Raw genomic sequence first — 14,590 nt, 5'->3', positions numbered from 1 at the left:
CTTATAGACGAACTGTGATGTTATTTAAAATTTAAAATATGATTTAAATGGTGAAGCTATTTTAACATTTTGTTTGTGGAATAAATCGATTGTTTTTTACAAACAGAAAGAATAAAAGACTTGCAATAATACGAGTCCTTATGTATAATAATTAATGTCGCTCGCAGTAGTATTCTACTTTTATAATACGATTCCGTAGCTCAGCTGGGAGAGCGCCACCTTGACAGGGTGGAGGTCGTTGGTTCGAGCCCAATCGGAATCATACCTCAGAACGCTTGATACATAAGGTATCAGGCGTTCTTTAGTTTGCGTATATTTTGTTTCAATTATGTTGCGGTGACCAAATAGTGACCAATTACATAAATTTATCAAAGACACCACTAGCTTTCTTATCATCTTTTTTCTGTTACACATGAGAGTATAAATTCAAAGTTATTTGTATATGTTTATGACCTTAACCGTTTTTGAGTAACTTATCTCTTTACTTCTTCCACTCGCTTCTACTGTTTTTGTTCTCCTTCCATTCTTAACAACCGTAAAAGTTTGGCATCATAGCACCATATTAAGAGTTATTGAGGTACGACTTTACAAAATAGACAGCTACTATATAAATGGAGGTAATACTAAAAAGCCTACTCTTAGTTTGAGAGGGTGAAAAAAGAAGGAACTGATAAATGATAAAAGCTAGTTCACTATTTACATACAAATTTAGTCTTTACTGTTATTATCAAAATAACCTAATAATTTGCTCTTGGCCGCCAGAATCAGAGTAATAGTTGCTATATGTTTATCATGTTGCATAATCATGAATTTATGTAAGTCTACGTTGCAAGACACAAGTATACATTATTAAACCGCTCTTTCACTACTTGATGGTATGTGCGTAAATCATACGTGTACTATATTAGAAAGCCCCATCCTTAGCTGAATGGGGCTACGGAAGGGAATCTACAGTCGTTGTAGCTTCCCTAATAGTATGCCTGGAATAATTAAAAATATGTGCCGCAGAAAAAAATTGCTATCAAATACAAAGATTATCATATATTTTTTTTTACTATGAATCCTGTCCAATCATCTTTGTTCCCTAATCATACTATGAAGTAAGAGAAAGGAGGATTGCTATGTGTTATAATGCTTCAAATAAGAAGAAACGCTATTGTGATTGTTTTGATAGGTGTAAAAAGAAATGCCATTGTGATTGTTGCCATTGTAAAAAGAAAGATTGCTATGACTATAAAAAGAAAGATTGTTATGACTATAAAAAGAAAGATTGTTATGACTATAAAAAGAAAGATTGTTATGACTATGACAGTCACGATTGTTTTGAACCTTGTAAAAAGATGCCTGAAAAGAAATATTGTTGTTACTGTTGCTGTTGGCATTATTAAATTAGACTTATAAAAATGGGCAGCCCTCGTGTTAGTGGGGGCTTTTTATAAGTAACTTATATTGTAGTGTATGCTTTTACTAAGAGAATTGTGCTGAAAATCTTATCCTTAAAAGGGCGCATGGCTTTTTCTTTTTCCACAATAAAACCACCTCCAGTAACTATAACCGAAACGAGCTACGGGCAGGTGGATTTTGTGGTAAACAAAAAATGCAAGAGTATCATTAGATGAAAAAGGAGTTTGTTAACATGGAGTGCAAATTCTAAACGAGGAGTTTAGGAGTAGGTACTTTTGTTATAGCTGTGTTTCTAATTTTTTCATTTAATAGTGATCTCAACTTAACCGAAAGCGTTATAAGAACTCTAATAGCTGGTGCGTCTTTTTTAAAAGATAAGAAAGCATAAAATGAGGTGCTTCGAGGATAACGAAATAACCGAAGCCACGTCCGGCTCCATTGCCCAGCAACGATGCGACTTTAGAAATGCGCCCTCCGATAAGGCCTCATCGGTTCGTCTCTAAGAGGAAGGCCGCCTAAAAACACGGGCTTGCCGCCCGGACGTCGGCATACCCCTGTTTTAGTGGCATGACTCCTTTATCTTTAGTGGATTTGTTCCATTCGCTTTCGTTGCTAAACGGGCGCCCCGTACCTCTGTTCTAATTCTGCCAAAAAAAGTAAAAATGCATTTATATAATTTAACTTAAACGTTATTATTTAACATACATACTGAGGGTCAATAATAATATCTCATGCTAAACATCAGGTGGCACAAACTTCATATAACTCGCTCTCTTTTGCTCAAATCCAACAGCCTTAAACAAATATCTTTTACATACTCTTACGGTCATATCTTTTAATTGTTCTGGCGTGTAACTCCATACACCAGATTTGTTTTTGTGCTTCCACTTATATGTAGTTTTGCCGATCCGTTTAATATCCAAATGATACTTGGTGTATAGCTGTTCCTTAGTGGCAGATAGATCCATTTGAATAAGTCTGATAGCTTCGTCAGTAAAATCCAGATAAAAATCAGGGTCGTGCAGACCATCAAAATATTGCTGATCATGTCTAAACGCAGCTTTAGCGAGAGGCATGGCTATAAAGTCTGCAGCGAGTTGTTTAAGTGCTTGGTCCATCTCTTATCACCTTTTAAGAATGTTTGTTCTTATTATATGCGGACGAATTACGTTTTAACAACAGTCAATTTTTACCAAAAGAAAAAATTTTCCGTAAATAAAAAATATAAGTCAAATAAAATGATAAGATGCAAATCTTTTGACAATAAGGATTTAAATAGTGTTTATAATGCTACGAGTAGATTAAAGAAGTCAGTAACTCTTTTAAAGAAAATTATGCTATCCTCATGAAATTATCAAAATCGTAAGTAGCAGCTAGAGGAAACGAAACAGAGGAAATGCTATTCAGAATTATCCAATCAATTTCCGCGAAGTAGACGATCATTTAAACCAGATGAGGCGAACAGGGACAAAAAAATAACTCTAAGTCTGTTAATGGCGGTTAACAATGTTCTAACTGTTGAATTAAAGTATCTTTTTAATCACGAATTTTATTAAGTAAAAGGCAAAATAGACTGTATTCATAAACAGCATAAATACATAAGTATAGCTTAGACAACACCTTCCTTTTTAAATTCATAGTTGATATTTGAATAGAATAACAAAAACATTCTCAAACCTTGAATAGTTTTGCTAAACATATGCACACTAAGACTGATTAAACTATCTAAGGAGTGAAGTTATGGGAATTTTAAGTGGTAACCCTACAGAAGAACCGATGCATTATGGAGAAGTCTATTTAACATGGTCGCATCTTTTAGCAAATAACGGGATGATTGACCTTTATCAAGGCTTCTACAATCATGCGGGTGATGAAGATTTAAAGAAACTTATTAAAGAGGGAATCCAAGGTATTAAAAATGAAAATCAAGAAATTGAAAATTTATTAAAAGCAAACGGAATAGCTCTTCCTCCTACACCACCAGAACGACCAGAAGCTAATCTAGAAGAAATCCCAGTGGGTGCACGTTTTAATGATGTAGAAATTGCAGCTATTTTATCAACAGACGTAAGCAAAGGGCTTGTCATCTGCAGTACCATTATCGGACAATCCATTCGTGAAGATATAGGTATGATGTATGGGCAATTTCACATGAAAAAGGCCCAATTTGGAGTGAAAGTACTACATCTAAACAAGGAGAAAGGTTGGTTATTACCTCCTCCACTACATCTAAAGGCGCAAAACAAACATGAATAGGCCGGGTTTGAACACCCGGTTTTTTCTATAGAATAAGAAAGTATAAAATGAGGTGCTTGGAGATAACGAAATAAACGAATAGCCACGTCCGGCGCATGAGCCCAGCAACTAGGCGACTTTAGAAATGCGCCCTACGATAAGGCCTCATCGGTTCGTCGCTAAGGGGAAGGCCGACTAAAAACGGGCTTGCCGCTCAGGCGTCGGCATACCCCTGTTTTTAGTGGCATGATTCCTAAATCTTTAGTTGATTCGTTCCATTCACTATGTTGCTAAACGGGCGCCCCGCCCCTTTGTTCCACTATAGTAAAGTATAAGATTTTTTGGTTTATAGTATTGCTTTTTCTATAATAGGCGAGAGCGACCTTATTGTTGAGAAGTGGTGGACCATTAAGTAATGGCGGAATAACCTATTCGACGCATGTAATCCCGAAGAACATTGTTGGAATGGTCAAACATTTGTTGTTCTTTATCTGTGAGTCGTAGTTCCACAATCTGTTGAATGCCATTTCGACCAATTACTGCAGGTACACCCGTAGCAATATTTGCTTCTTTGTATTCACCGTCTAATATACAGGAAGTGGCAATAATACGCTGACTGTCGTTAAATATCTGGGCTGCAAAGAATGCTAATGCATTACCTATTCCATAGTATGTCGTTCCTTTTCGTTTCAGTATTTCAAAACCTACCCGTTTTACTTTTTCTACCAATTGGTCTAAATCAAGGCTGGCATACTTGTCCGGACTTTCATTTATGATTTGTATTAGTGGTTTACCTCCAACCGTACAATGCGACCATGCAGCAAATTGGGAATCGCCATGTTCCCCCATCGTATAAGCTTGAATACTTCTGACATCCACTTCCAATAACTGGGCTAAATATGTTTTTAAACGGGAAGAGTCAATCGATGTCCCTGTGCCAATGACTTGGTGACGGGGCAATCCCGATAATTTCCAGATATGATACGTAATGATATCGACTGGATTTGTAGCAATTAAAAAAACACCATTAAACCCAGCAGCCATTATTTTAGGGATCGTATCGTTCATAATTTTAACTCCTGTTTCTAGTGTATCCAGTCGTGTTTGGTTTTCCTTCGGTGGTGGTCCTGCACTAACGATGATAATATCCATATCCGTCGTATCTTGGACTGTACCAGAATATACATTTGTTCTAGATGGAAGAAAATCCATACAATGAATAAGATCAAGGGATTCTCCAAGCGCTTTTTCTTGTTTAATATCAATCAGCATTAGTTCATCACAAATTCCCTGATTGATAAGGGAATATGCCGTACTTGAACCGACAAAACCTGTTCCTAAAATAGCAACTTTACGCAATAATTTTTGCATCAGACCATCTCCTGCAAATATAGTTTGTTAGATTTTTTACTAAAAAAGCCTTTTCTAATTGCAAACGTTGACTTAGCCAATAAATGGAAATAATTATGATTGATTATATAGCTAATCTGTTTTTATCGCAAGCTCTTCATTTAGATTGAAGTTGTATTTTTTTCTAAAACTGATATCGACACGCTATATATAACATGTTAAAATATAAGAAAAATTTGAAAACTAACGCTAGAGGCAAAATAATTATTTTTTGATCCGAATCTAAAAAATGGGGGATGAGTATGAAGAAATATGGGAAGGAGTTTATCACGTTCCCGGATGTGATGGTAATGCTCATTATTTTCGCTGCGATGTTAGCTCTTACAGTACCAAACCTTTCTGATTGGAAAGTCTGGATTGCGATAGGCATCGGAATGATAATGTATGCAATTAGCGAATATATGATTCATCGTTTCTTATTTCATATTAAAAAACCAAATAATCCATTCTTACTCAAATTAATTAAGCGGTTACATTACGATCACCATGTGGATCCTGATAATGTAAAGTTGCTTTTCTTACCGCTATGGTTTAGTTTGCCAAATTTTATGATTTTAGCAGTTGTATGCTATGCCATTACCAGAAATTTGGAGCTGACTATTGCTTTTGTAACAGGAGTGATAGGGTATTTTCTGTATTATGAATGGAAGCATTTTGTTGCTCATAAACCAATCCAGCCAGCAACTAAATTGGGAAAACAAATAAAAAAATCGCATCTTTGGCATCATTACAAAAATGAAAATTATTGGTTTGGTGTGACGCATCGGGCAGTTGATAAAACTATGGGAACGTATCGCGACCATAAGGAAGTGGAAAAAAGTGATACAGCCAGAGACTTGGAAAAACGGGCGTAAACTACTACCTATGATTTAGCACATGCATCGGAGTTATCCGATCCCTGCTATCTATACTTAGTTGTGTATTGCGTTTTTAGACTAGTAAAGGGGCTAGGGCATAACTAAATGGTTACCTTAAAGGCGAATGACGCGCTAAAATAACTTTGAAAATATAAGTAGTCAAAAGCGGGGGACAACATTGCTAGGCTCCACAGTGCTTTAGTACGAGGAAGCAGCATCTCACGGAAAGTAAGTATATTACTAGAGCGGTTATTTGCACCATCCATCATTTCTAAAGTTCGGATTTTACTTTGATAAAGTGAAGCCTCAATCAGTGGAGGATGTCTTCCTCCAACTGATTGAAGCAGAACAAAGGCTAGAACCTTAGGCGCCCTTGAAAAAAGTAGCTTATTATAATGAGAGCATAGAAGTTACCGCTCCCTAAGTGGCTCGGATAGTCTCCGAGGTTGCTCACACCCATCGCCAAAACGCTCGGATAGCCATTGCGTGGAGGTTGCTCATATCCGTCGCAAGCCATTCTCACATACTACGCTGACGCTATAAAAAATAAAACATATCAAATAATAATAACGTCTTAAAGGGAGGCAATAGTTACACTTCGGTTGTTTAAACGTTTGGAGTCCTAATACTTTTAAACTGTAATTGTTTTAAATAGTTTAAGAACGTGGAATTGCCATAATAACGGTTGTTCCTTCATTTGGCTCGCTAATAATCATTAAACCTTTACCGAAGAGTTGTTTGAAGCGGCGATTCGTATTAGCTAAGCCAATTCCTTTACTTTTATTGGTTGATCCATCTAGTATCTCATGAATCTTGTTTTCCTTCATTCCGACACCGTTGTCGATAATGGATACTTCGAAATGTGTGTCGAGTTTTGTAATTCGAACCATGATTGCACCGCCAGTAATTCGCTTTAAAACACCATGCTTCACTGCATTTTCCACAATCGGTTGAATGGACAATGGGGGGATTTGAAAGTCAATATTTTCATCAAGCTCCCATTGAATCTGTAATCTGTCTCCAAATCGCTCTTGTTCAATAAATAGGTAAGCATGGGTTAATTCTAGTTCATCTTCAACGGGAATAAGCGTTTGAGTGTTATGAATGCCAAAACTTAAACGCAAATATTTGCCAAATTCATTAAGTAAAGTAACCATTCTAGATGTATCCATTGCACCTAATGATGCAATCGTGTTTAATGTGTTAAACAAAAAGTGCGGCTGAATCTGAGCCTGGAGCCATGCTGCTTCCGTTTTTAACTGTTCATTAATTGATTTTTTTAAATCGGTTAAAGCCCGAACCCTAGCTCGTAACTCTAGAGTGTGTGCAGGCTTTGCAACATAATCGTTTGCTCCTGCTAAAAATCCGGCGTAGATATCTTCAAATTGCTGCCGTGCTGTTAATAATAAAATAGGTAATTCTGATAAACTGTATTGCTGTCTAACTGTTTGGGTAAGTTCATAGCCAGACATATTTGGCATCATCACATCACAAATAACCAAGTCGCATTTGCCAGTTTGAATACACTGCAATGCTTGCTCTCCACTGAAGGCTGTTGCTACTTCGTAATCGGCAGATAGCACATTGTATAATACTTTAAGATTAACAGGGTCATCGTCAACGATAAGTATTTTTTGTCGGTGATGGTTAGTATGGCTGTCCGCAGCTAATGTACAATCATTATGGATGGTTGTTTCATCAGGGATAAAGGTTCTTACCTCTGTGTAAGTGTTCTTTTTAATAGCAGACTTATCAGCAAATGGAATCGTGAAAAAGAAAGTAGAACCTTTATTAATTTCAGAATGTACTCCAATGGTTCCGCCGTGCAATTCAATCAGTTTTTTACATATGCTTAACCCGATTCCAATCCCACCATTTGCTGATTTGAGTCGATTTTCTTGAACGTATGGCTGGAAAATTTTTTTAGTTGTTTCCTCACTCATGCCAATACCAGTATCTATTACTTGAATATATGCCATTTTCCCTTTTGGTTCAGCCTTAACGATAACTTCTCCTTCACTGGTAAACTTCACAGCGTTGTGAAGGATGTTAAATAAAATTTGCATTAATCGATTTTCATCAGCATAAATATTAGGAAAGGAAGGAGAGATGCGAACCTTCACCTGTATTTTTTTACCATCCATTAAAAAGGAGATCATGTCAATTAAGCCAGATACAACTGCATGCAAATTTATTTCTTTTTGATGTAGCTTGATACGCTCTTCTTTCAGTCTTGTTAAATCAATAAGATCGTTGAGCATAAACGACATTTGTTGTCCAACCCGTACAAGGAGGTTTAAATGGTATTTATTATTTGCGGATAACTTTTCCCCTTCATTATCGAGGATGGATTGGCCTATATTAATAATTCCATGCAATGGATTGCGTAATTCATGTGATGTATTCATTAAGAATACGTCTTTTTGCTTATTTGCCTGTTGTAATATTGCGGTTTGTTGTTTATTTAATTCCAACAAACGAATATATCTTTGCAATAAAACCAAGGCAATTAAAATCGTCATGGCTATGAAATCAAATGGATAATAAGGCATAGCAATAATTTTTTCATTTATTAACATCCCAGCCAGTATATTAATTGCATAACTGACAATAAACAGAAGGATAATAATGGAACCATATTCTTTTCTTTGCGTAAGCGGGATAATACTTTTAAACATAAGAATAACTGCTATGATTACGAATGCATTTGCAAAGCCTGATAAAACATAATAGTAAGAAAAGGGCGTGGTTATAATAGCAATACAAAATAGACCGTAAATAAAGACTAAATAAGAAAATATACGACTTCGAAGCACGAACAGAGATTTGACAAAGAATAGCATACAAATCAGAGTAGTTAGGAATAACAGGTATAAGATACGATAATACCATTCGATTTGAATTGGCAATTGTACAATAACATTATCGTCGATGAGATTTGCAAACCCTGCCGAAGCAACCATAATTCCAAAGTAGAGAAGTGTTTTTTTGTGTTGCCCTTTACCAAAGAAAATTAAACTAAATGCATAAAACATATGTAAAAAATATATAACACTTACAATAACTTGCAAGGTTGCAAAGAAAGATGCTTTTTGATGAATGGCAGCGGATGATCCAAACCAAATCGAATTGGTAATTCCACCGTTAAAAGGTAGTTCGTTATTCGATACATGGATCATTAATTCTGCTTCATCTTTAATCGGAGTAAATGAAACAGATAAGGCTCCGTACTTTTCTGTATTCTTGTTATTCTGTTCAGCCGACGGATTTACTTGAGAAATAAGCTTCCCGTCTACATAAATGGCAGCCGATGAAGCAATTTTTGATAAATGCAAAGAAAGCAGTTCTGGACGATTTTTAGGTAACCGGATTTTTAAACGATAGGTACCATAACCAGAAGCAGTTTCTTTTCGGTTATCATCTAACTCGTTTTTCCAATTTTGCGGTATACGGACTGTTTTGGAGTTTTGCTTGCTTTTAGTCATGGTAGATGGTTCTATAAACTTATATGGATCAAAGTGCCATTCTCCATCCAACTTGTAAATTTCGTTTTTTGACATGTTAAGACTACGAAAATCAATCACTCCTGCTTCCGCTGTCGGTTTTTCTGGAGGTTGATGATAGTTCATCCAGCCAATACGAAATAAAATTAACAGCAATGAAAATAAACTAATGAGCAAAAATATTTTGGTTTTTGTTATTGGCATCGAAATTATTCATTCCTTTATGGTGTAAATATAGCAATTATTGAGTTTGTTACCTCTATGAATATATTATTAAAGTATGTAGATTGCAAGATTGACTGTTAAAGAAATAGTAAAAAAGTCTATGACCATTGTCTTATTAAATTGTTCTATTCCCTTAAATAATTCTATAATGGCGGTTACAGTTCATATTGCTTTTAATCTGATCTCCCGCTTCATCGAGTTACTAATATTTAGGAGAGAGATGGCACGCAATTATCACATTTGTTTAGGCTATAGGATGTCAATCAAAATGGACGTAATAGATAATCGACCAAGGAATTCCTAGAATAGCCGGCATCGGTACTACTCATAATAAGTTTATGTATACGAGTTGCTAGGCTATTTTATTTTTTATCAAAGTAGAAGCAAGAGAAGTTCCATGGAATGGAGTTTCATTGGATACGTTAAATTTAAAAAATACGTGTTTAAGATAATGTGAATTTTCTCGTTCCTATGCTATGCTAAAAGTATAGGAAAAATATACTAGATCATAGACTTAAAACTAGGTTGTATATAGTCTATTTGTATAGATGTAATTTATCCCGGTTGTAAGGTTCCAAACATACCGACTTCAAGAGAAGTGCCCAATATAAGGTCTAGGTGTAAGAAGATAATGGCACCTAAATTTCTCATCCGCTTTTACCTACCATTCAGTAAGGATGAAGTTTCACTATATATTTAGATCTTTTTGAAATCGTCTAGTAACGTTTATGAGGTATGGAATAATCAAGCAGCAGTTGTATTACTAATTGCATTTGAAAGCTAACGAAAGCGAAATAATATTGGATTACAGCGGGGCTCTTGGGAAATATAAGCCTTCATTAGATCAAGTAGGTAAATGTACTTTGTTGTCACCTAACATGTTATTCATTATAAGACATCTTAACCTGTACTCAAGAAAAAGCTTCTCCAACATAATAAATTAATTGGTTAACAACGAGACAGGAAAAGTTACTGTATGCACTACTGGGTTATCAAGCTGTTATTTACGTATATTAGTTAGCGGGGAGGTCATTGAGTTGAAAGCGATTCTTGTAGATGATGAACAAATGGCATTAGATTTTTTAGAACACTTATTAAGGGAACATAATGATATAGAAATTGTTGATAAACTCACCAATCCTTTATCCGTAAAAGAAAACGTAAAGCAAACGAATCCAGATGTTGTGTTTTTAGATATTAATATGCCGCAAGTTAACGGACTGGAACTGGCAGAGCAGATCTTGGAAATGAATCCGAACATCCAGATTGTGTTTGTAACAGCATATGATGATTATGCATTAAGTGCATTTGAGATTAATGCTTTAGATTATTTATTAAAACCAATCCAGAAAGAACGTTTAAAGAAAACAATGAAACGCTTGGCACAAAACAGTTCACCTGTTACAGAGCATAGTTCCAGGAAGCAAGACCGGTTGTTACTAAGTGTTTGTGGCAGCTTTTCCATAAAAAAGGAAAATGGAGAAACGGAGCTAGTTTCTTGGCGGACTTCAAAAGTAAGGGAATTATTTCATTATTTACTCCATAATAAAGAGAGGCTTGTTAGGAAGTCGTTGCTAATTGAATTAATATGGTCAGGGCTAGATCCTGAAAAAGCGTATGCGCAACTATATACGGCTATTTATCATGTTCGGAAAGCATTAAAGCATTATCCAGATTACTTTAAATTAGAAAATATGACAGAGGGATACATTCTCTCTACTCAAAATGTTGACATTGATATGGAACTTTGGCAACAGAAATTGGAAGAAGCTCCTCCTATTACTCAACAAACAATAAAGCAATATTTAGAAGCGATGGAATATTATACAGCTCCCTATTTTGATGATTATGATTACTGGTGGGCAGAAAATGATAAGATAAGATTGGAAAGACTGTGGTATCGAACTGCGATGCAAATAGCCAAAGTATATTATTCTGTTTCCTCGTATGATAAAGCTAAAGAATGGTATAAACGAATTAACGAACGATACCCAGAGCAGGAAGAAGTTCACTTTTCATTAATGAAACTCTACTCTTTTATAAATGAAACAGAGAAAGTGGATGAACAATATTTATCTTTAAAAAACATACTACAGACGGAGTTAGCAACGACTCCTAACCCAGAAATAACAAGTTGGTATAAACAATGGAAAAAATATCATATGTAAAATAAGCCATGTAGCATTTTGTTACATGGCTTAGGGTTGTTCTTTTATTTCTGACAGTAAGCTGCAGTAAGACACCCACTTCGAAAATCCCGGATAGCTACTCTAAGTGGCGGACGTGGTACCTAATTTCCCAATTCGTTTAAGGGTCTTTAGGACAATGCTCCTTCTGTACTAACAATCAGCCGCAGATAGAAAACACCTTTTGGCGGAAGATACATTTTATAAGGAGTCCAGTTTAAGTTTGCTTTAAACTGTAAAGAATTTGTAAAGGAAAAAAAGGTATAATATATGATATATATGAAAAGGTACTATAGACATTTGCGTGCCCGTATAAGGATATCCAATATTACAAAGCCTTTATCCCGTATATAAGGTGCTGTAAGACTCCCGCTTGAGGAGTTGTATAAAACTGTACGGCAACAAGTCTAAGAGGGAGATAACAGTTTCTAATTGCCCTATTTCCTAAGAGGACTTTAGGTCATACCATTACGGTACTAACAAGCCGTGGGAGGTGCATTTCCCCGCTAATGGAAGTTTCACTTTATTATGTAGAAGCGTAGAAGTAAAATGAGCTTGCCGTCTGTGGTGAAGCTTATTTTTAAACGACGAAACATATTTGATTTTTTCCTAGAGAGGGAGACAATGATGGTTTCCTTAAACGTTAATATGCCTTACTAATAAGAAGCATGTAAAAGCTTGTGGATAATAACTCTAGAATGAAAGATCCTTCTCTAATCATTCATCTTGTGTGTTAAACCTGCAGAGGTGAGCGGTGGGAATGTGTTAGTACGTAGGCAAAAAAGGAGAAAAAATAGATATTACTGCTTGGAGGAAAAAGGTGACCATGATAATTACAAAACGGAAAATTGGGCTTGGATTGATGTTTATAGGGGTTATACTAGTATCCATCCCATTTTATTATGAATGGAAACAAGCCAAGCAAGTTGCAGCATTAGAAGAAGCGTTAGCGATGGTTGCAGAATCAGATGAAAATGCCGTCGATTTAGCAACAATAAAAGACTTACCTTTTTCTGAAGAAGAGTTAAAGGGGGTACTCGAATTGGAGATTCCATCTATTGACCTAAAGCAAAAAATTTTAACTAAAACAACAGAGGAAAATTTGAGTATCGCTTTAACGCAAATAAAAACGAATCAAACTCCAGGAGAAGGAAATTTTACGATTGCTGGACATAGAGGTTATCGTGGAGATCGTCATTTTCGGCAACTGCCTAATGTAGAAGTGGGAGATAAAGCGTACTTGCATACAGCCAAGCAAACCTTTATTTACAAAATCACAACTTCTGAAGTAATCGAGCCAACAACAGTTGAAGTTTTAGAAGATCGTGCAGGTAAAAATGAGCTTACTCTCATTACATGTACCCTCGATGGTAAAGATCGGATTGCACTAAAAGGAACGTTAGTAGGAAAAAAATAATTAGTAAAATCCTGTAGAGGGTCTATTTCTACGGGATTTTACCATGGAAAGTTCTCTAATGAGGGTGGAAAAAATGATAAAAGTGCTTATGATGAATACAAGTGAAATATTTACACAAGGGTTAAGGATCATATTAGAAGATGAAAGCGATTTGGAAGTTTTAGAAATAGATAATCACGAAGCTAATATTTTAGAGCAAATAAGTGATTTTGATCCGGGTATTTTGTTAGTTCACTTAATTAATGGGACCAATGATATATTAAAACGAAACATACACGAAATAAGGAGAAAGTATGAAAATATAAAAATTATCTATATATTTGCTTCGATTGATAAAAATATGATTAAAGAAGCATTGAGTCAAGGCGTCAAAGGCTTTTTATTAAGCCATAGCAGTGGTAAGGCACTTGTTCATTCGATTAGAAATGTGTGGCATCATCAATATGTTTTTGCTGATGAAATCGTTGTGGAAATGATCGATTTTCTAGGAGCAGAATGTATGAATAAAAAAGACAGACTGAAACATTATTTAACTTCACAGGGCTTGGATTTAAATGGAAGAGATATTGATATTCTATTTTTTATCTACAAAGGATACAGAAATATAGAAATAGCAAGCGAATTAAATTTGTCAGAAAAAACAGTGCGGGACTATGTAAGTAAAGTATATAAAAAGCTGCAAATCAATAATAGAAATAAAGTAAGGACATACTTGACTTCAATCATACATCAGAAAGAGGTAGAATAAAATACCTGCTTATTGTTCATGTGTGATTGGCTTGTAGAATTAGATCTTTTTTCTGCAAGCTTTTTTAGTTAGCATAAGAAAGCATAAATGATGTGCTTGGAGATAACGAAATAACCGAATAGCCACGTCCGTCTCCATCGCCCTAAGATAAGTCATCAACGGTTCGCAAAGAGGAGGGCCGACTAAAAACGGGCTTGCCGCTCAGGCGTAGCATACCCCTGTTTTTAGTGGCATGATTCCTTTATCTTTAGTTGATTCGTTCCATTCGCTACGTTGCTAAACGGGCTTTGTTCTTAGCATAAGAAAGCGCTTGGATTTCATTTAAAAATACATTTGGTATTATCGCTTTACCTGTTTTAAGTAATCTTGTTCTGTAGTCTTAGATGTACGTTATACTAAATATATCATTTTTACTATCTGGAAGAGATTGAAAAGCATGTGGAATAATTATGAACCGGATAAGCATTATCATATAGGTTATTACGAAAATAGCTAGGAGTTACAAACGTATAATTAAACCAATTTGGGATGTGATTATCGATGAAATAGAGGTAGACGAAATATATCATTTGTAAAAATACAAAAGCTAGGAACGAGTATACCAG

The 14,590-nt window shown here is 35.5% G+C and carries 9 protein-coding genes and 1 tRNA gene; 7 read left to right on the top strand and 3 right to left on the bottom strand.

What is annotated here, in order from left to right:
- The first annotated feature begins 189 nt into the window (after positions 1 to 189).
- A tRNA-Val gene (locus BKP57_RS03475) sits at positions 190 to 262 on the top strand.
- Positions 263 to 1,131: 869 nt separating this feature from the next.
- The gene (locus BKP57_RS03470; protein ID WP_072740991.1) at positions 1,132 to 1,401 is read left to right on the top strand and encodes a hypothetical protein; all 270 of its coding nucleotides are present in this window, start codon (positions 1,132 to 1,134) and stop codon (positions 1,399 to 1,401) included.
- A gap of 737 nt (positions 1,402 to 2,138) precedes the next feature.
- On the opposite strand, the gene BKP57_RS03465 is transcribed toward BKP57_RS03470, so the two are convergent.
- Positions 2,139 to 2,522 (bottom strand): YhjD family protein, encoded by a 384-nt coding sequence (locus BKP57_RS03465; RefSeq protein WP_050350341.1) that lies wholly within the window; start codon positions 2,520 to 2,522, stop codon positions 2,139 to 2,141.
- A gap of 622 nt (positions 2,523 to 3,144) precedes the next feature.
- Between BKP57_RS03465 and BKP57_RS03460 the strand changes: the two genes are divergently transcribed.
- Positions 3,145 to 3,660 (top strand): DUF3231 family protein, encoded by a 516-nt coding sequence (locus BKP57_RS03460; protein ID WP_050350342.1) that lies wholly within the window; start codon positions 3,145 to 3,147, stop codon positions 3,658 to 3,660.
- Between the two features lie 387 nt (positions 3,661 to 4,047).
- Here the strand turns inward: BKP57_RS03460 and BKP57_RS03455 are convergent, their stop codons facing one another.
- On the bottom strand, positions 4,048 to 5,010 hold the full coding sequence (locus BKP57_RS03455; protein ID WP_050350343.1) for an L-lactate dehydrogenase: 963 nt from the start codon (positions 5,008 to 5,010) through the stop codon (positions 4,048 to 4,050).
- A 281-nt stretch (positions 5,011 to 5,291) separates the two neighbouring features.
- On the opposite strand from BKP57_RS03455, the gene BKP57_RS03450 reads away from it, so the two are divergent.
- The gene (locus BKP57_RS03450; protein ID WP_072740990.1) at positions 5,292 to 5,903 is read left to right on the top strand and encodes a sterol desaturase family protein; all 612 of its coding nucleotides are present in this window, start codon (positions 5,292 to 5,294) and stop codon (positions 5,901 to 5,903) included.
- A 659-nt stretch (positions 5,904 to 6,562) separates the two neighbouring features.
- Here the strand turns inward: BKP57_RS03450 and BKP57_RS03445 are convergent.
- Positions 6,563 to 9,613: a hybrid sensor histidine kinase/response regulator gene (locus BKP57_RS03445; RefSeq protein WP_050350345.1), complete on the bottom strand. Its 3,051-nt coding sequence runs from the start codon at positions 9,611 to 9,613 to the stop codon at positions 6,563 to 6,565.
- Between the two features lie 1,058 nt (positions 9,614 to 10,671).
- Between BKP57_RS03445 and BKP57_RS03440 the strand changes: the two genes are divergently transcribed.
- The 3 genes from BKP57_RS03440 to BKP57_RS03430 all read left to right on the top strand — a co-directional run bounded on the left by BKP57_RS03440 (position 10,672) and on the right by BKP57_RS03430 (position 13,985).
- Entirely contained in the window at positions 10,672 to 11,802 is a 1,131-nt protein-coding gene (locus tag BKP57_RS03440) for a response regulator (RefSeq protein WP_050350346.1), read from the top strand.
- An 844-nt stretch (positions 11,803 to 12,646) separates the two neighbouring features.
- Positions 12,647 to 13,237, top strand: a complete 591-nt coding sequence (locus BKP57_RS03435) for a class D sortase (RefSeq protein ID WP_232231395.1) — start codon at positions 12,647 to 12,649, stop codon at positions 13,235 to 13,237.
- Between the two features lie 73 nt (positions 13,238 to 13,310).
- Positions 13,311 to 13,985, top strand: coding sequence for a response regulator transcription factor (locus BKP57_RS03430; RefSeq protein ID WP_050350347.1), 675 nt, complete (start codon positions 13,311 to 13,313; stop codon positions 13,983 to 13,985).
- Positions 13,986 to 14,590: the final 605 nt, after the last annotated feature.

Origin of the sequence: Virgibacillus sp. 6R, from assembly GCF_001895305.1 — a bacterium.
GTDB lineage: Bacteria > Bacillota > Bacilli > Bacillales > Amphibacillaceae > Virgibacillus > Virgibacillus pantothenticus.
The sequence above is the reverse complement of the archived record's forward strand: the minus strand, read 5'-3'. Positions and strand labels throughout refer to the sequence as shown.